We start from the raw sequence: 19,334 nt of genomic DNA, 5'->3' as shown, positions 1-19,334 counted from the left end.
AGGGGGACTTTTGCTTCATGCTGGACAAAATCATGCTTTTCTTTCAAATCGGATTGGCTTGTGTAGGAGCATACCAGTTGTTTTTAACTTTCTTTGGATGGTACAGACCGCGCAACAAAAAGCAGTTTGCACCGCAAAAATCTTTCGCCGTTCTCGTCGCCGCTCATAACGAAGAGCAGGTGGTCGGCGCTTTGATCGAAAACCTGAAGGGCCTGGATTACCCAAAAGAGCTCTACGATATTTTCGTCATCTGCGATAACTGTACGGACAGTACAGCTGACATTGCCCGCAGCTACGGCGTATATGCGATGGAGCGGAACAATCCGAATTTGAGAGGCAAAGGCTATGCGATCGAATGGATGCTCAAGGAGCTTTGGAAACGCGAGCGCCAGTACGATGCAGTCGTGATGTTCGATGCCGACAATCTGTCCAGCCCGGATTATTTGACGCATATGAACAACGATCTGTGTTCGGGCTCAAGGGTCATTCAAGCGTACCTGGATACTAAAAACCCCAATGACTCCTGGGTCACGGGTTCCTATGCGATTTCGTATTATTTCGCCAACCGTTTCTGGCAAATGCCGAGAACGAACCTGGGACTTGCCAATTATCTCGGCGGTACCGGCATGTGCTTTGAATCCAGCCTTTTAAAGCAGATCGGCTGGGGAGCTACGAGCCTTGTAGAGGATTTGGAATTCTCGATGCGCTGCATCAAGCTGGGTATTCGACCCACGTTCAATTACGAAACCAAAGTATATGACGAGAAGCCGCTTACCTTTAAAGCGTCCGCCAAACAGCGTTTGCGCTGGATGCAGGGGCATTTCGACGTAGCGAAGCGCTACTTCTTCCCGCTGCTGTGGCAGGGAATCAAAGAGGGCAGCTGGACCAAAATCGATGCGGCGATTTATTCCGCAAATGTGTACAACTTCTTTTTCGGCGCTATTATCAGCGTACTGCTGTGGATCAAACAGATTACTCCCGGCTGGTCCGACACGCCGATGCTTGTTGATGTCAATCCGGTGTTCTTCAACTCGATCAGCGTTGCGATCTACGTGCTTCTCCCGATTTCCATGTACATCGAGAGAGCGCCTTGGAAAACATACAAGTACCTGATCCTGTATCCGATTTTCATGATTTCCTGGTGGCCGATTACGTTCTACGCCTTCTTCACGCAAAACAACAAGCAATGGAGCCATACGGAACATACGCGCGTCATTCGTTTGGAAGAGATGAAGAGCAAGCAGGCAAGTTAGTGTTGACTTCACCGATCTGAAGTGATATAGTAGTTCAAGTAAAAGCAGAGGCGCCCGCTTCTCACCTGACCGACACCTTGGTTGGCTGGTTCTCGATAATCATCATGCACGTAGAATAGGTTTTGAAACCTGTTATTGATGAAAGATGTGGGCTTCTTGCGCCCGCATCTTTTTTTGTGTAGATATGACGGGCCCTTAAAAGGATACTGTCGTTACATACCTGTGGAGGTGAAACATTATTAGCAAAGACCATATGATTAATGACGAGATTCGCGTGAAGGAAGTACGCCTGATCGGGGCGGACGGAGAACAGCTCGGCATTAAGCCGATTCGCGAAGCTCTTCAGATTGCAGTGGACGCCAACCTGGATTTGGTGAACGTAGCTCCAACAGCCAAGCCGCCTGTATGCCGCATTATGGATTACGGGAAATACCGGTACGAGCTGCAAAAGAAAGAGAAGGAAGCCCGCAAAAATCAGAAAATCGTGGACATCAAGGAAATCCGCTTAAGCGCGACGATCGATGAGCACGACTTTCAGACCAAGCTTCGCAACGCAGTCAAGTTCCTTGGCGACGGCGACAAAGTGAAGGCGAGCGTACGCTTCCGCGGCCGCGAAATCGCGCATGCCGAGATCGGCAAAAAAGTGCTCGACCGCCTTGCTGCGGAAACGGCCGACATCTCTTCGATGGAGCGTGCTCCCAAGCTTGAGGGAAGAAGCATGATCATGATTTTAACGCCAAAAGCTACAACTTAGGCGATTTACTAAATTAGGAGGAACACCCCATGCCAAAAATGAAAACTCACAGCAGCTTGAAGGATCGTTTCAAAATTACCGGCACCGGTAAAGTGAAAAGATACAAATCCGGCAAAAACCATTTGCTGTCCGGTAAAACGGCGCGTCAAAAACGCGTTCTGTCCACAAATCCGGTTATGGCTCCGGGAGACGTACGTCGCCTGAAGCAACAACTTGCTAACATCAAGTAACGATAACGCAACATCACATATACATTCCGGGAGGTAGTTGACAATGGCAAGAGTCAAGGGCGGTTTTATTCGCGCTCATCGTCGCAAGAAAATTTTAAAACTGGCAAAAGGTTACTTCGGTTCCAAACATAGATTATTTAAAACAGCAAAAGAGCAAGTGATGAAATCCTTGCTGTACGCATACCGTGACCGCCGTCAACGGAAGCGTGATTTCCGCAAGCTGTGGATCGTGCGTATTAACGCGGCAGCTCGCCAAAACGGCCTGAGCTACAGCAAATTGATGCATGGCCTGAAACTGGCCGGTATCGACATCAACCGCAAAATCCTTGCAGACCTGGCTGTGAACGACTCCAAAGCGTTCAACGACCTGGCGGCTGCAGCCAAAGCAAAAGTAAACGCGTAAGCTTCGTGCTAGCGTTCGAGGAGACTTGCCCCATGAGGGCAGGTCTCTTTTTTTCGGCGCTGTCTTATGTCGCGCTGTCTGGGGCGGCTGTGCGTATAAAATCGCTCGCACTATGAAGCGGCTTCGCAGCCCGAACAGCCCGCCCCAAGAGCGCGCTGCTGAAAAACTCGCGTGCTGGAGCGAGCAGCACTTCAGCCTAGCAACGCAGGGGGAATGCCGCCCAAGAGCGGGCTGTTGAAAAACCCGCGTGCTGGAGCGAGCTGCATTTCAGCCTAGCAAAGCGGTGAATTCCTGCAAAAGTGCAGCTTTTTGCTCGTTAATACGCCTGCAGCGAAAAATTCCTGCAAATCTGCAGGTTTTATCGCTCAAATTCGCACTCAGGCCCAACATGCCCGGGAATTCCTGCACAATCGCAGGCTTTTCAGCCAAACGAGCCGTTTCCATCGAAAAAGCCTGCACTTTTGCAGGCTTTCTCTCCTTAGCCGGAGATGCCTTAGCGCTAACGCAAGTTCCAGTAGGCGAGTTTCTCAACAATTGCAGGCTTTTCAGCTTGCCAAACCGCTGCATGAACGGTTGCGCCCAAACGAGACGTGTCTGCTCCGCCCATGCCTGTGTCCTGCTCTGATCAACCTAACAGAGTGTCGCACTTGCTGCGGAATTTTTATTAGACAAACTATTGACTATAGTGGATGACACGCATATAATTGACTTTAAGTTATATTCTATATGTGAGGAATTGACATTGGATAATCGGCTATGAAGAGGAAGAAGTTGTGAGGGCAATTATGCTCAGAGAGCGTTGGATATGCTGAAACCATCGCCTTAATCCCTTACGTACGAGGTCACCTCGGAGCTGTTTTCCTGAAACTTGCGGGACCGCCGCAGCGTAGTAGGGAAAATCGGAGTAGCACACGTTACCGTGCTAGGGTATCGGTCATCATCGACCCGTACCTGCTAAGGTTATGCGTTGTGAGGCGCGTAGCAAATTTGGGTGGTACCACGGAAGCTCTAACCCCTTTCGTCCCGTTTAACACGTCATGTGCGTGTTCGGGATGGATGGGGTTTTTTTGATGGCCTGAAACGATGGCCAGCATAGCGAACTGACTTTTTGAGAGGAGGATCACAAATGAATGTCGAGACACAACAACCGAAAAGATCGAAAGAAGAATTGATGGAAAAACTGAAGCAGCCGGATTTGATTACGGGTTCGGAAATTTTGCTGCGCAGCCTGCTGCTGGAGGGTGTGGAGTGCGTCTTCGGGTATCCGGGCGGCGCCGTATTGTACATCTACGACGCGATGCACGGCTTCTCCGATTTTAACCATTTGCTTACCAGACACGAACAGGGAGCGATTCACGCTGCCGACGGTTATGCCCGTTCCACGGGTAAAGTAGGCGTCTGCATCGCAACTTCGGGACCGGGGGCTACCAACCTGGTCACAGGCATCGCCACCGCATATATGGATTCGGTTCCGCTGGTTGTCATTACCGGCAACGTCGCAACGAACTTTATCGGCACGGACGCGTTCCAGGAAGCCGACATTACGGGAATCACAATGCCGATTACGAAGCATAGTTACCTGGTTCGCGATGTAAATGATCTGCCCCGCATTATTCACGAGGCGTTCCACATTGCCAACTCCGGACGCAAAGGTCCGGTGCTGATCGACATTCCGAAAGATGTCTCCGCCAACAAGACCGTGTTCGAGCCTGTAACCGGAGTTAGCGTTCGCGGCTACAATCCGACCGTACAGCCGAACAAACTGCAGGTGGATAAGCTGCTCAAAGCGATTGAAGCGGCCGAGCGTCCGGTTATTATCGCCGGAGGCGGCGTCGTATACGCGGACGCTTCCAAGGAACTGATCGAATTCGTCAACAAGACGCGTATCCCGGTCACGACGACGCTTCTCGGGCTGAGCGGATTCCCGAGCGCCCATGAGCTCTGGATGGGCATGCCGGGCATGCACGGCACGTACACGGCCAACGAGGCGATCCAAAATGCCGACCTGCTGATCTCCATCGGCTCCCGTTTCGATGACCGCGTGACGATGAGACTCGACGGTTTCGCGCCAAAAGTGAAAGTGATCGCGCATATCGATGTCGATCCGGCGGAAATCGGAAAGAACGTCAAGACGGACATCCCTTGCGTAGGCGATGTAAAAGCGGTTCTGGAATACGCGAATACGAAGGCGAAGCCTGCCAAGAGCGAAGCGTGGATTGCGCAAATCCAGAAGAATAAAGCGGAATTCCCGCTGAAATACAACGACAGCGATAACGAATTGAAGCCGCAATTTGTTATTGAGATGATCAGCGAAACGACCAAAGGCGAAGCGATCATAACTACGGACGTAGGACAGCACCAAATGTGGGCGGCTCAGTACTACCGTTTCAAAAACCCCCGCTCTCTGGTAACTTCCGGCGGTCTTGGCACGATGGGCTTCGGGTTCCCTTCCGCCATCGGCGCGCAGCTCGGCAATCCGGATAAGCTCGTCGTATCGATCAATGGCGACGGCGGCGTGCAAATGTGTGCGCAAGAGCTGGCGATCTGCGCGATCAATAACATCCCCGTTAAGGTTGTTATTATCAACAACCAGGTGCTGGGAATGGTTCGCCAGTGGCAGGAAATCATCTACGAGAACCGCTACAGCCACATCGACCTCGCAGGCAGCCCTGACTTTGTAAAGCTGGCTGAAGCTTACGGAGTCAAAGGATTGCGGGCGACTACGAAGGAAGAGGCCAGAAGAGTTTGGCAGGAAGCGCTGGATACGCCGGGACCGGTCGTTATTGATTTCGTCGTGCCGAGGGGCGAGAATGTTTTCCCGATGGTTAAAGCAGGCGATACGATAAGTGACATGATAATGGGGGATTCGGAATGATGAGACATACGATATCCGTTCTGGTAAACAATCAGCCTGGAGTCCTTCAGCGCGTATCCGGCTTGTTCGGAAGAAGAGGCTTCAACATCGAGAGCATCACTGTCGGGGAGTCCGAAGAAATCGGACTTTCCCGAATGGTTATCGTCACGACCGGCGACGAGAATACGCTGGAGCAAATTTCCAAACAGTTGTACAAGCTGATCGACGTCATCAAAGTCGTGGATTTAAGCGCGAACCCGATGGTCGCCAGAGAATTGGCGCTTATCAAGGTTAACGCCGAGCCGGCGATGCGTCCGGAAATTCTCGGCATTGTCGAGACGTTCCGCGCAGCGGTCGTCGATATCGGACCCAGCTCGCTGATCGTGCAAGTTGTGGGAGATTCGGATAAAATAGATGCTATGGTCGAATTGCTTCGTCCTTATGGCATCCGCGAGCTTTCCCGCACGGGAGCGACTGCGATGATTCGCGGTTCCGTTCGGTAAGCGGAGGTCAACCGGAAAGGAAAAGCCTCCTTGAGTGGGGCTTTCAGCGGTGTACTCTTCCGCTTTTGAAAAGGCCAGGCCGTTGGCAAGCGTCAACCCGCCCGCGCATTCGGGGGTAAACTGTTGAAACACCCACTCAAGGGGTAGAAAATACGGATTTATCATATCAAAGGAGGATTTATTCCAAATGGCAGTTACTACTTATTATGAAAAAGATGCAGACTTGGCGGTATTGAAAGGCAAAACGATCGCAATCATCGGTTATGGTTCCCAAGGGCACGCACAAGCGCAAAACCTGCGCGACAGCGGATTGAACGTTATCATCGGTCTTCGCGAAGGCCGTTCCTGGAATACGGCAAAAAATGACGGTTTCGAAGTCGTATCCGTTGACGAGGCGGCAAGACGCGCTGACGTGATCCAAATCCTGATGCCGGACGAAACTCAAGCCCGCGTATACCGCGAGTCCATCCAGCCTAACATGAAAAAAGGCGCAGCATTGATGTTCTCCCACGGTTTCAACATTCACTTCGGACAAATCGTTGCTCCTGAAGGCACCGACGTGTTCCTCGTAGCTCCTAAATCCCCAGGACACATGGTGCGCCGCACGTATGTAGAAGGCTTCGGCGTTCCTGGCCTGATCGCAATCGAGAAAGACGCTACAGGCAACGCAAAAGCGATCGGACTTGCTTATGCAAAAGGTATCGGCTGTACGCGCGCCGGCGTTATTGAAACGTCCTTCCGCGAAGAAACCGAAACGGATCTGTTCGGTGAGCAAGCCGTTCTTTGCGGCGGTGCGACTGCACTGGTTAAAGCCGGTTTCGAAACATTGGTTGAAGCAGGCTACGCTCCTGAAATGGCATACTTCGAGTGCTTGCACGAACTGAAGCTGATCGTCGACATGATGTACGAAGGCGGACTTGCTTCGATGCGCAGCTCCATCTCCAACACAGCCGAGTACGGTGACTATGTAACAGGACCTCGCGTGATCACAGCCGAAACGAAAAAAGCGATGAAAGAAGTTCTTTCCGACATCCAACAAGGCAAGTTCGCACGCGATTTCATCCTGGAAAACCAATCCAACAACGCGTTCATGAATGCAACGCGCCGCAACGAGTCCGAGCATCCGATCGAAGTCGTTGGCGCACAATTGCGCGAAATGATGCACTGGATCAAGAAATAATATAAGCTTTCACAATCGCAGGGAGTGATCGGAGCATGGTTTGCCCGTTCACTCCCTGTGAATACTATAAAGACGAGTAAGGCCTTTTAACAGCCATCAGGAGGTGACATACTGTGCGTAAAATTTACATCTTTGATACGACGCTGCGGGACGGCGAACAGTCGCCGGGAGTGAACCTGAACGTCCAGGAGAAGGTCGAGATCGCCCTTCAGCTGGAGAAGCTGGGGATCGACCGTATGGAAGCCGGATTCCCGGCAGCTTCACCGGGGGATCTGGCAGGCGTGAACGCCGTTGCCAGAGCGGTCAAGAATGCCTCTGTCATCGGGCTGTCCCGTTCCCGGGAGCAGGACATCGAAGCCGTCAGAGAAGCGCTGCAAGGGGCACAGGACCCGTGCATTCACTTGTTCCTCGCAACTTCGCCGATCCACCGCCAGCACAAGCTGCGGATGGAGAAGCATCAAGTGCTGGAAACCGCAGAGGCGGCAATCAAATACGCCAAAAAATATTTCAGCAAAATCGAATTTTCGCTGGAGGACGCAGGGCGCACCGAGCTGGATTTCATCGCCGAAGTAACGGCTATGGCGATCCGCGCAGGCGCAACGGTAGTCAATATCCCGGATACGGTCGGGTATATGACCCCTTACGACTACGGCAACATTTTTAAAATGCTGAAGGACACCGTGCCAGGCATTGAAAAAATTCAGCTGAGCGCGCATTGCCATGACGATCTCGGCATGGCTACGGCTAACGCGCTCGCGGCGGTATTGAACGGTGCCGATCAAATCGAAGGCACCATCAACGGCATCGGCGAGCGCGCAGGCAACACCTCGCTCGAGGAAGTCGCTTTGGCGCTCGAGACGCGCCAGGAGTTTTTCCAAGCGAAGACATCGCTTGTTCTGAGCGAGATCTACCGCACCAGCCGTTTGGTCAGCAAGCTGACCGGCATGGTGGTGCCAGGCAACAAAGCGATCGTAGGCGCCAACGCGTTCGCGCACGAATCCGGCATCCATCAGGACGGGATGCTGAAGGAAAAAACGACGTACGAGATCATCTCCCCTGAAACCATCGGTGTCAAGGAGAGCAAGCTCGTACTGGGCAAACACTCCGGACGCCACGCGTTCCGGGAGAAGCTGGTCGACCTCGGCTACGACCTCGGAGACGAGCAGGTCAACGCCGCATTCGCCAAATTCAAGGATTTGGCGGACCGCAAGAAAAACGTGGCGGACGAAGACATCCGCGCCCTGATCGAGGAGAAGCTGATCGAGACGCCGGAAGTATTTTCGCTCGGCGCCCTGCAGGTAGCCTACGGCAACCAGATGACCCCGACGGCAACGGTGCACGTACGCCTGCAGGAAGGCGGCGAAATTGCGGAAAGCGCAGTCGGCAACGGCTCCGTAGACGCGATTTACAATGCCATCGATAAAGCGACGAAGGAAGAAGTCGAGCTTGACGATTACTCCATCAAGTCCGTTTCCCACGGGAAGGACGCGCTGGGCGAAGTGCATGTCGTCCTCAAGCAAAACGATATTTCCGTCCAAGGCCGCGGCATCAGCACGGACATTCTTGAAGCCAGCGCCAAAGCTTATCTGGATGCGGTGAACCGGCTTATCGACAAGCGCAAAACGCCGACGAGCAATCGCCGGAATGTCTCTTTGATTTAACGCACTTTGCTTTAGGCTCATCACGTTAAGCACCTCAACTGGCTGTAAGGGCTGTGGGGTGCTTTCTACAAATACGAAAGGATGCGTCCGTTATGAATTTTCGATTTTCCAAATCGCTGGATGGTTTTTCCTCATCGGCGGTGCGAGAAATTTTGAAGCTGACTCAGGGCAGCTCCATCATTTCTTTTGCCGGCGGACTGCCTGCAGAAGAGTTTTTTCCTCTGGAGGCGGTGAGCGAGGCGTTTCAAAGAGTCATCGCCCAGGGCAAGGGGGCGCTTCAATACGGTTTGACCGAGGGCTTCAAGCCTTTGCGCGAGACGCTTTGCCGCCGTATGGCGACCAAGAATATGCACGTTACGCCGGACGAGATGCTGCTGACGACAGGCTCGCAGCAAGCTATCGATCTGCTGACCCGCGTGTATATCGACGAAGGCGATATTATTCTTGTCGAGAGACCGACTTATCTTGCGGCGCTGCAGGTGTTTCAGGCAAAAGGGGCACGCATTATTTCCGTAGACAGCGATAATGACGGGATGATTCTTGACGATCTGTCCGCGAAAATCGCCGCGCATAATCCTAAACTGGTTTATGTCATACCGACGTTCTCCAATCCGGCCGGCCGGGTATGGAGCCTCGAGCGCCGCAAGGGCTTGCTGAACATTTGCCGCGCGGCTGACGTGCTGATCCTCGAAGACGATCCGTACGGTGAGATCCAGTTTGACAGCAGCGCCACGTACCCGACGGTATTTTCGCTGGGAGGCCGTGCCGAAGGAGGCTGCGTCGTGTACACGAGCACCTTCTCCAAAACGGTCGCTCCGGCTTTCCGCACAGGCTGGGTCATCGGCGATCAGACGCTTATCCGTCAAATGGCGCGGTTCAAGCAGTCCGCCGACCTGCATTCCAGCAGCATCGACCAGCAGACGCTGTATCATTTGCTGGAGCATTTTGATCTGGACGCGCACATCGCTTTGATCCGCGAACATTACGGACAGCGCATGAAGCTGATGGCAGGCTTGCTGAACGAGCTGAGCTGGCCGGGAATGAAATGGGAGGAGCCGAAGGGAGGCATGTTCTTCTGGGTGGAACTTCCAGAGCATATCCGCGCCGAGGAATTGCTCAAGCAGGCCGTTCAGGAAGGCGTCGCATTCGTGCCGGGGTCGACGTTTTTTGCCGAGAACCCGCAGTACAACACGATGCGCCTGAATTACACGCATACAGACCGCGACAACACGATCCTCGGGATGCAAAAACTCGCCAAAGCGATGGCATCTTATCTGCAAAATGTATAGCCGCTGAAAATGAAGCGGAAAAACGCCTCCAAACCTAATTGGGATGGAGGCGTTTTTTTTGCGGGCGGCGTGCCTGCGGGAAAAGCGGCAGCAGCGCTGTGGCGGATGCGCCGGAGCGCTTTGCCCGCTTATTGCAACGCTGGCTCCGCAGCGAGGCGGAGCGCTCCGCGCTGCCTCACAGGAGGAAGGCGCGGCATGAGCGCTATCGCCGCAGCCTCAAATGAGGAAGTGCCGCCTAAGTGCAATTGCGGCAGCCTCACAAGAGGAAGTGCCGCCCGAGCGCAATTGCGGCAGCCTCAAATGAGGAAGTGTCGCTTGAGCGCAATTGCGGCAGCCTCACAGGCGGAATCGCCACCCGAGTGCGCATCACCGCAGCCTCACAAGCGGAATCGCCGCCCGAGCGCTCATCGGCGCAGCTTCACAAGCGAAAGCGGCGGCGTTGCGACGGATGCACGGCGGCGTTTCGCGGAATGGAAAGGAAGGTCGCCACCAGCCGCACTACTGCAGCGTTATTTCACATCCGGCACGATGCTCGGTTTTTAGAGTCTGCAGGAGATTGGCACTCCCCCTGGCTTCACAGCACTATCGAAAAACCTGCAAAAGTACATCTTTTTGCTCCTTGAAGCTCCCGTTTCGGATAATTCCTGCAAATCTGCAGTTTTTTTCGCAGGTTTATGGGTCCAGCCCGCTCTTCGGCGGAAATTCCTGCACAATTGCAGGCTTTTCCCAAAAACGGGCCGATTCCAGCGACAAAGCCTGCACTTTTGCAGGTTTTCGGGTTACCAGCAGTTTCTAGCGAACGGATGTGCTGCGCAGCGAATCAAAAACCTGCAAAAGTACATCTTTTTGCTCCTTGAAGCTCCCGTTTCGGATAATTCCTGCAAATCTGCAGTTTTTTTCGCAGGTTTATGGGTCCAGCCCGCTCTTCGGCGGAGATTCCTGCACAATTGCAGGCTTTTCCCAAAAACGGGCCGATTCCAACGACAAAGCCTGCACTTTTGCAGGCTTTCGGGTTACCAGCAGTTTCTAACGAACGGATGTGCTGCGCAGCGAATCAAAAACCTGCAAAAGTACATCTTTTTGCTCCTTGAAGCTCCCGTTTCGGATAATTCCTGCAAATCTGCAGTTTTTTTCGCAGGTTTATGGGTCCAGCCCGCTCTTCGGCGGAAATTCCTGCACAATTGCAGGCTTTTCCCAAAAACGGGTCGATTCCATCGAAAAAGCCTGCACTTTTGCAGGCTTTTGAGTTATCAAGCCGTTCATGCGGTCGACCGACCGCGATCATAATCGCTGAAGCCGGCGGATGTTGGAAACTTTTCGCGATTGACAGTGTGCGTAAATAGGAAAGAGGCAGTTCCCCCTGTGGATATACACCGCTGCGGGACTGCCTCTTCGGGTTTAATTCATGGCGCTTACGCGGATGTCGGCCAGGGAGACCGGCTGACCATGCGGATGCCGGATGCGGATCACTTTGGTCTCGCCTGCGAGCAGGTCGAAGAAATTGTCGCTGAACCGGAGGTTGCCCTGCGGTATGTCGATTTTGACCATGCGCGCATGCGCTCCGTTTGCGGTGATAGCGACGGTCTGCTCCGCCGGATCGACTTCTACGCTGAGGCTCGCGGCAGGAAGCTGCAGATCCTTCTGGTCGCGCAAGTAGAACAGATTGTCCGGCGCCGCCCAATCCGCGGTGCTCAATTTCACGACGACTTGCGCAGGGTCCGCGCCGTTCAAGACCTCCGCTTCGTTCAGGCTGCCGAGGAAGCTTGCGGAATTGGCCTGCACGTTCGCGGTGAACGAGTGCGTGAACAGTTCTTTGCCGAAGTAGTCGAACACGCTGAGCTTGACTTGTCCTTGCAAAGCGTCGAGCGTATCGTTGACCGCCCAGACGCGCAGCGGCTGCCCTGGCTCATGGTCGAGCGAGAGTAGCAGCGGATGATAAAATTTGGCCGCATAGTAGAAAGACGCTTTCGGCAGCAGCTCATAGTCGATCAGCGACCAGCTTGTGCCGGGCCAACTGTCGTTGTGCTGCCAGACGAGCGATCCGCTCGTACGGTGCTTGTTGCGGCGGTAATGCTCGATGCCGTATTTGAGGCCTTCGGCCTGCGTCAGCATGGAGAAGTTCATATATTCCTCAATATCGCGGGGAATACCTGTGAATCCTTCCATCAGAAGAATGCCTTTTTGATGGTTCGTATCTTTGTTGCGGTAGGCCATCTCCACACTGTTCCAGTAAAATTGGCCCTGCGGAATATTTTTCTCCAGCGTATAGCGGTTTGCCGATGCGTGCATGCCGAATTCGCTGCTGAACAAAGTGAAGTCTTTTTTGTAGTTTTTAAAAGTGACGCCTTCAATGCTGTAATCGAGCAGCGGCGCTTCGCCGAATTTGCGGGGATACACGGAGCCGTGCCATACTTGCCAGTTGTGGCGGTCGCCGATATTCGGATCGTTCGCATCATTGCCGCCGAAAGGCGAGGAAGGCCAGTAAGCCCGGCTGTCGTCAAGCTCTTCCAAAGCTTCGGGAATCAGCTCGTGATAGATCGCCTCTCCATAGAAGGGACAATCGATGTCTCCGCCGGAAGATTTCATATCGTAGAGCCAGTCAATTTCGTTGTTGCCGCACCAAAGGGCAAGCGAAGCATAGTTTCGCAGACGCTTGATGTTATACACAACTTCATTGCGGACATTTTCCATGAAATCGCGGTTAAAATCAGGGAAAAGCGCGTTGGCGAACGCAAAATCCTGCCAAACGAGCACCCCTCGTCTGTCGCACTCCTCATAAAAGACGTCCTTCTCGTAAATGCCGCCGGCCCAGATGCGCAGCATGTTCATGTTGGAGAGGACCGACAGGTCGATCAGATCGCGGTAGCGCTCATCCGGAATGCTGCCGATAAAATGGTCGGCGGGAATCCAGTTGGCCCCTTTGGCGAACAGCTTGACTCCGTTGAGCACAAAAGCAAACGCAGGCCGGCCCTGCTCGTCTTCGAGCTGCAGCTCGATCATGCGGATGCCGAACGGCTTGCGGTACTGATCCGCGAGTTCCCCGTCCGCGTACAGCAAAACTTCCAGCTCGTACAAATACGGCTCGCCCAAATCGTGCGTCCACCACAGCTGCGGGCTCTTAACCTCAATCGCGAATGAATGCGAGCCGCCTGTTACGAGGCTTGCGGCGGAGGCAACGGCGCGGCCCTCCCGATCGAGCAAACGGATGCGGCATTCGCGCCGGCTTGCTTTGTCCTTGCTGCCATTGTCCCAACTGCCGTTGCCCTTGCTGCCTTTGCCCCGGCTCTCCCTGCCCGCGCGGTAAGTTTTCACTTCCACATCGACTTGCACATCGGCCTGCTCCTTGGAAACCGAGCGCGCTCTGGCAAAGACGCTTTCCAGCTTGGCAAGCCGCCTGCGCTCGATGCGGACGCCGCCCCAGATGCCGACGGTTACCATTCTCGGGCCCCAGTCCCAGCCGAAATTCATTGCGGCTTTACGCAGCCAGGGCCGTTCTTTGGTGTAGGACGACCATTGGAACTGCTCTTTTTCGCGGTTGTGCAAATAGAGCGGATCGAATTTTACGGCTATCGTATTTTTGCCGTTTTGCAGGATGCGGGTGACGTCAAACGTATGGGCCATCAGCATGTTGGCGGTCGTGCCGATCTCGTGCCCGTTTACGAAAATCGTGGCGAACGTATCGAGCCCTTCGAAAATCAGCTCGTGGCGCTCCCCGCTGCCCTCATTCAGCTCATATGAAAAGGAATAACGGTACCACCATTCCTTTTGCTCGATCCATCTGCTTTTTTGATCGTTGTGTCCAAAATAAGGGTTATCGATAATGCCTCTTTCGATCAATGCGGAGTGCACGTCGCCCGGCACTTTGGCCGTAATCCAGAAGCGGTCGTCCAATCCGGCCGACGCGATGTCAAGCGCTCTGGTTTGTCCTGCTTCAAACTGCTGAATTCGCCATAAACCTGATAATTCCATGAAAGTTCTCTCCCTTAACTCCATTTGGCATCCGTTCCGCCTGGCATCAAATTTTGGGTGATGATCCTGCTTGCTGATTTGCTTCTTCCCGGAACTCGCTGGGCGTTTTTCCAGTGAATTTTTTGAACACCTGGCTGAAATATTTCATATCCTCGAATCCTACGGCCGCGGCCACTTCGGCGATTTTGACGGGGGATACGGTTAAAATTTCCATGGCCCGGTTCATTTTTTGCTTCGTTACGTAATCGCTGAACGTAATTCCGGTTTCTTTTTTGAACACTTCGCTCAAATGATTCGGGTGCAGATGAACAAACCTCGCCACCTGCTGCAGTCCGACATCGCCGCTGAGGTTTTCCTGAATATAAGCCATCGCTTTCTGGGCGTGGGTGGCTTGCCCTTCCGCGAGCTTGTGGTGGTACAGCTCCATCAGGGAGAGCAGATGCTGGAACAAGGCATCCCTGGGGGCGGAGCCGCGCTTTATCGCAAAGCCCGTTACATGCTCATCGATGTTTGCCGAACGCCCGGTTGCCGCCAAAACCCGTTCCAGCCAGCGGTGGGCGGACAGGGCGGCCGAGCGGATCAACGATTCCAGGGACTCGATAGTCATCTGGGAATTGTTCAATTCCTGCTGGATATACCGCTGAACCCAGCCTTTCAAAGCAACGGAGTCGCCTTCCAGCATAATGGAGGAAAGCTCGATCTCCTCCTCGTGCGAGCAGACCGTTTTGCCGCCTTTGCGTTTGGAAATGTGCGCATAATCCAGCACCGGCTCTTCGATCAGGTGTTTATAGCTGAACGCGTAGTCCGCCGCGGCATACGAATGGTACAGCTCGTCCGGCTGGCCGACCGGCTCGCCGATGGCCGTATAAACCTTGCATTTCAAAAGCCGCTCGATCTTTTGAAATGCCGCGGGACGCGCCGCGAAGCGCTCGTTCGGGCTGCCAAGCCGCATCGCCATCACGATTCGCTTGCGGTGAATCAAAGTCTCGCACGGCAGCAGCTCGTGGAGCATGTTGGCGGCGGCAAACAGCAGCAGCGATTCTGCCGAGGCCGTCTCGCCCCAGCCTTCCGCCGCGATGATATAGACGAGCAGCTTGCCGCTTGCCGTCTCGCCTTCGTTGAACAGGAGAGGCAAATAGTCGGGGAGCAGCGCGGCATCCACCGATTCGGTCTCTCCTTCAATAATCCAGCGCTCGAACAGCCTGCCGCGCATTTCCTTGTTTTTGTACAAATCCTGGTTATGGTGTTTCCATTTGTCCTCAATGCTCTGCTTGACTTTCAGCACCGTTTTAATGATTTCTTCCGGTCTGCTCGTTTTCAGCAAATAGTCGCTGACCCCTTGCCGGATCGCTTGCTGCATGTAGGCAAAATCGTCATACCCGGAGAGGATGATCGCTTCGATCTCAGGCAAAATTTGCTTGGCTTCCTCAGCGAGCTGCAGGCCGTCCTTGCCCTTCATCCGGATGTCGGTCAGCAAAATGTTCGGCTTCTCCAGCGGGATTCGCTGCAGCGCTTCCTCGGCGGAAACGGCCGGCTCCAGCAGCTCCAGCCCGATTTCGCTCCATTTGATGACTTTAGCCAAGCCGGTGCGGATAATAACCTCGTCATCAACGATCATGATTTTCATGAGTGCCCTCCAAAATAGGAATGGAAAAAGAAACGCGCGTGCCCACATGCAGCCTGCTTTCGATCTCGATCCCGGATTCGATGCCGTAATGCAGTTGAAGACGTTCGTGCACGTTCCGCAGCCCGTAGCTGGCGTCAGGCGGATACGAGCCTTCCTGCGGGCGCAGGCTGTCTTTGACGAGCTGCAGCTGCTCTTCGGACATGCCGATTCCGTCATCAAGCACCATGAAGTTCATGCTGTTCCCTTTCTTCTCCGCGTAGATGGAAATCAGGCCCTTCTGATCGTTCTTTTGGATGCCGTGAATCATCGCGTTTTCCACGATTGGCTGCAGCAGAAGCTTCAGCATGTATGCGTCGTTCAGGTCCGGGTCGATCGTAAAATCAACTTCAAACTGATCCGGGAAGCGTATCGCCTGCACCTGAATGTAATTCCGGATATGCGCGAGCTCCTGCGACACCGTGCAGTATTCTTTGCCTTTGTTCAAGCTGAAACGAAGAAAATCGCTGAGCGCGCCGACCATTTCGGCGATCCGCTCTTCCTCCTTCAGCAGGGCGATCCAATGGATCGAAGACAGCGTGTTGTACAAAAAATGCGGATTGATTTGCGCCTGCAGCGCGCGCATATCGGCTTCTTTTTTGCGGGCTTCGTTTTGAATGAGCTGCTTTTTCAACGTTTCGATATGTTTGCCGAGCATATTGTAGCTTTGCGCCAGCCGCCCGATTTCGTCATCCGTTTCCGCCGGATAGAGCGGCAGCGGCTCGGACGGATTCACTTTGGACAGCAGACGGGTCAATGCGCGAAGCGGGTTCGTAATTTTTTGAATGAAAAAAATCAATAGTATGGCGGTCGTCAAAACCGATATGACGACGGCAATGCCCGTCAACTGCAGGATGTAGCGGTTTTGGGCGCTGTAAAGCTCGAAGGGAATGACGCCGATAAGCGTCCATCCGGTGCGGACATCCCGATAAAACAGCACGTTTTGCTTGGCGTTCCCGCTGCCGCTTGCCCATTCGCCGGATACCTTGCCTGCAGCAAGCCCCGCTATTTCCGGAAACATCGCCCCGGCAGGGCGGGCCAGCCAGCTTTTATCCGTAGATGAAATGACGTCATAGCTGCCGTTCAGCAGCGCCACTTGACCATGGCCTTCGGCAAGCTGCGTCTCCGACCAGATGCGGGACACCGTCTGCTCGTCCAGGCTGATCGACAGCCAGCCCAGCGTCTGATAATTGTTCACACTGCGCAAAGGGCGGATGAAGGAAAAAACATGGCGGTCCCCTGCATAGTTTCGTATCGTGTACAGTCCGGTCCACAGCTTGTCCTGCACCTGTCTGACATCCATCTGCTTGCCCAGGTCGCTGCTATAGATCGTCGTCGTGGACAGGGGATCGCCCCCGTTTGCCGGATAAATCGTGATGTTGGACAAATAGTCTTTGGAATGCATAAGGTTGGTCATCAGGCCGAGGATGCGGGTTTGCGCGGCCACATCATTGTCGGGCTTGTTCATATACTCCTGAATGTCCCGCAGGCCGATCAGGAAAATTGAAATATTTTCGACATCGCCGATAATAAAACGGAACTTGGCATCCATTTGCGCGAGAGTGTCAAGTCCGGCCTGCTGCGCTTTCTCCTGCGTAATGTTCGAAGAAATGACGAAGGCGAACGAACCGAGAAACAGCAGCGGAATTAGCGCCGTTACAAGCAGCATGAAGGATAGCTTACGCCGCAGGGAGTATCCCATCCATCGCCACATTCATGTATCCTCCTTAGCTTTTGCCTGTACGATCAACCCTTCACGGCTCCGGCCGTCATTCCTTTCATAACCTGTTCCTGGAACATCAAATACACGGCAATGGTCGGAAGCACCGCAATCGTCATCGCAGCCAGCGTCAGGCCGTAATCGGTCTGATAGCCGTCGGCGAACGTAGCGATGCTCAGCGGCAGCGTTTTTAGGCTGCTTTTGCTAATGAAAACAAGGGCAAAGGAAAAATCGTTCCAAAAGTGCAAAAAGCTCAAAATGATGACCGTTGATAAAGCAGGCAGCGAAATCGGCAGCATAATCCGCCAAAAAACGCCCCACAGCTTGGTTCCGTCAATATAAGCCGCTTCCTCGATTTCTTTGGGCACCGAAGCCAGATAAGCGGTTAGCACAAATATGGCGGTCGGAAGGGCGAAGGCGGTATAAGGAAGAATAAGCGCCCAGTACGAATTCAGCATCGAAAGCTGCTTCATCAAAATAAACAGCGGCACCAGCGTACTGTGAATCGGAATCAGCATGCCGATGACGAAAAAAGTTAAAATGATTCCCTTGAATCGGAACTTGAATCTGGCCAGAACGTATGCCGCAAGCGAAGTAATAAACAATGTCAAAACCAGCGAGACGGCGGATACGATGACCGAGTTGACGAACGCGAGGCCCATCTTGGAGGTGTTCCAGGCCGTCACGAAATTGGTGAAATGCCAGCTTTCCGGCAGGCTGAAAGGCTTGTTGAAAAACTCCGCATTCGATTTAAACGAACTGATCACCAGCCAGAAAAGCGGGTATAACGTTAAAATAGCATATAAAGTCAAAAACGTCCAAAATATGCCTTGTCTCCATTTTTTCATGGAAGAACCCGTTTTATTCGCACTCGCTTGCGGCCGGGCTGCTGCCAAATAGCTCATCTTATGTTGCTCCTTTCTTTACGCTTTCGCGCTTCTGTTCGTTAACCACTGGCTGATGCCGATAAAGACAAGACTGATGAGGACAATCGACGTGGATATGGCGCTGCCGAATCCGTAGCGGTACGAAGAGAAGGTTGAGTTGTACATATAAGTTGCGAGCAATTCGGTCGCATGCGCCGGACCGCCCTTGGTCATTACGTAAACGAGGTCGAACGATTTCAGACTTCCGGAAATACAGAGGACGATGGCGATTTGCACGGTGCTCCAGATCATGGGCAGCGTCACGGAAACGAGCTTGCGCGCTCCTTCCGCGCCGTCAATTTGCGCGGCATCGTGGATTTCTCCGGGAATGTTCTGAAACGCGGAAATAAAGATGATCAAATAAAGGCCGACGAAGCTCCAGACGAGCGGGGGAGCAAGGGCGAAAATCGCGATTTTCGCGTCGGACAGCCATTGCAGCTTCCAGCTTGACAAACCGAGCTTGTCCAGCAAAAAGTTCAAAATGCCGATCTGCGGGTGATAAATATATTGCCAGATCATCCCGATGACGACGGAGGAAAGCACCATCGGCATAAAGACGGCGGAGCGGATGAAACGCTGCAGGGCATTGCTTTTATGCAGCATGATGGCAAGCACCAGAGCGATGGGAAGCTGGCCGAAGACCGCTACGGCGACAAAAATGATGTTGTTCTTGAACGCTCTCCAGAATACCTCATCGTGAATGATTTCAACATAGTTTTTGAGGCCGATAAACTTGGCGGCGCCGATGCCTTTCCAGTCGAAAAAACTGTAGTAGCTGGACCAGATGACCGGAACAAATACAAATAGAGCATAGATCAAGACGGCGGGGAGGAGGCTTAACACAACGAACCTGCGGACATACGCTGTATTCATCTTTTCACATCCTTCGGGAAAGTAGCCAGCCCTGCCACAAACGTGGAGGGCTGGGG

14 protein-coding genes are annotated in these 19,334 nt (G+C 53.4%); 9 read left to right on the top strand and 5 right to left on the bottom strand.

Features of this window, described 5'->3' with window-relative positions; translation table 11 throughout:
• The first annotated feature begins 17 nt into the window (after window positions 1-17).
• The 9 genes from AC0LWT_RS34045 (at window position 18) to AC0LWT_RS34005 (ending at window position 10,127) form a co-directional block, all read left to right on the top strand.
• On the top strand, window positions 18-1,253 hold the full coding sequence (locus AC0LWT_RS34045; RefSeq protein WP_474685968.1) for a glycosyltransferase family 2 protein: 1,236 nt from the start codon (window positions 18-20) through the stop codon (window positions 1,251-1,253).
• Window positions 1,254-1,506: 253 nt separating this feature from the next.
• Window positions 1,507-2,007 carry a translation initiation factor IF-3 gene (gene infC / locus AC0LWT_RS34040; protein WP_474685966.1) on the top strand — a complete coding sequence of 167 codons (501 nt, stop codon included), beginning with the start codon at window positions 1,507-1,509 and terminating at the stop codon, window positions 2,005-2,007.
• 29 nt (window positions 2,008-2,036) lie between these two features.
• A complete protein-coding gene (gene rpmI, locus AC0LWT_RS34035) occupies window positions 2,037-2,237 on the top strand; it encodes a 50S ribosomal protein L35 (protein WP_474685964.1) in 201 nt (66 codons plus the stop codon).
• 43 nt (window positions 2,238-2,280) lie between these two features.
• Complete coding sequence (gene rplT, locus AC0LWT_RS34030; protein WP_474685962.1) at window positions 2,281-2,640, top strand: 50S ribosomal protein L20; 360 nt, start codon at window positions 2,281-2,283, stop codon at window positions 2,638-2,640.
• Window positions 2,641-3,766: 1,126 nt separating this feature from the next.
• Window positions 3,767-5,515 carry a biosynthetic-type acetolactate synthase large subunit gene (gene ilvB / locus AC0LWT_RS34025; RefSeq protein ID WP_474685960.1) on the top strand — a complete coding sequence of 583 codons (1,749 nt, stop codon included), beginning with the start codon at window positions 3,767-3,769 and terminating at the stop codon, window positions 5,513-5,515.
• Window positions 5,512-5,997, top strand: coding sequence for an acetolactate synthase small subunit (gene ilvN / locus AC0LWT_RS34020; RefSeq protein ID WP_474685958.1), 486 nt, complete (start codon window positions 5,512-5,514; stop codon window positions 5,995-5,997). Before ilvB ends, ilvN begins: the two co-directional genes overlap by 4 nt.
• Before the next feature lie 187 nt (window positions 5,998-6,184).
• On the top strand, window positions 6,185-7,177 hold the full coding sequence (ilvC, locus tag AC0LWT_RS34015) for a ketol-acid reductoisomerase (protein ID WP_474685956.1): 993 nt from the start codon (window positions 6,185-6,187) through the stop codon (window positions 7,175-7,177).
• Between the two features lie 113 nt (window positions 7,178-7,290).
• Window positions 7,291-8,838: a 2-isopropylmalate synthase gene (locus AC0LWT_RS34010; protein ID WP_474685954.1), complete on the top strand. Its 1,548-nt coding sequence runs from the start codon at window positions 7,291-7,293 to the stop codon at window positions 8,836-8,838.
• A 92-nt stretch (window positions 8,839-8,930) separates the two neighbouring features.
• Window positions 8,931-10,127: an aminotransferase-like domain-containing protein gene (locus AC0LWT_RS34005; RefSeq protein WP_474685952.1), complete on the top strand. Its 1,197-nt coding sequence runs from the start codon at window positions 8,931-8,933 to the stop codon at window positions 10,125-10,127.
• Window positions 10,128-11,525: 1,398 nt separating this feature from the next.
• On the opposite strand, the gene AC0LWT_RS34000 is transcribed toward AC0LWT_RS34005, so the two are convergent.
• The 5 genes from AC0LWT_RS34000 to AC0LWT_RS33980 are packed head-to-tail and all read right to left on the bottom strand — an operon-like array spanning window position 11,526 to window position 19,278.
• The gene (locus tag AC0LWT_RS34000) at window positions 11,526-14,096 is read right to left on the bottom strand and encodes a beta-mannosidase (RefSeq protein ID WP_474685950.1); all 2,571 of its coding nucleotides are present in this window, start codon (window positions 14,094-14,096) and stop codon (window positions 11,526-11,528) included.
• A 46-nt stretch (window positions 14,097-14,142) separates the two neighbouring features.
• Window positions 14,143-15,723: a response regulator transcription factor gene (locus AC0LWT_RS33995; protein ID WP_474685948.1), complete on the bottom strand. Its 1,581-nt coding sequence runs from the start codon at window positions 15,721-15,723 to the stop codon at window positions 14,143-14,145.
• Window positions 15,704-17,473 (bottom strand): sensor histidine kinase, encoded by a 1,770-nt coding sequence (locus AC0LWT_RS33990; protein ID WP_474685946.1) that lies wholly within the window; start codon window positions 17,471-17,473, stop codon window positions 15,704-15,706. The genes AC0LWT_RS33995 and AC0LWT_RS33990 overlap by 20 nt, the downstream gene beginning before the upstream one ends.
• A 32-nt stretch (window positions 17,474-17,505) precedes the next feature.
• Window positions 17,506-18,384, bottom strand: coding sequence for a carbohydrate ABC transporter permease (locus AC0LWT_RS33985; RefSeq protein ID WP_474685943.1), 879 nt, complete (start codon window positions 18,382-18,384; stop codon window positions 17,506-17,508).
• 18 nt (window positions 18,385-18,402) lie between these two features.
• On the bottom strand, window positions 18,403-19,278 hold the full coding sequence (locus AC0LWT_RS33980) for a carbohydrate ABC transporter permease (RefSeq protein WP_474685941.1): 876 nt from the start codon (window positions 19,276-19,278) through the stop codon (window positions 18,403-18,405).
• Window positions 19,279-19,334: the final 56 nt, after the last annotated feature.

The organism is Paenibacillus sp. sgz302164 (genome assembly GCF_056120505.1).
The sequence above is the reverse complement of the archived record's forward strand: the minus strand, read 5'-3'. Positions and strand labels throughout refer to the sequence as shown.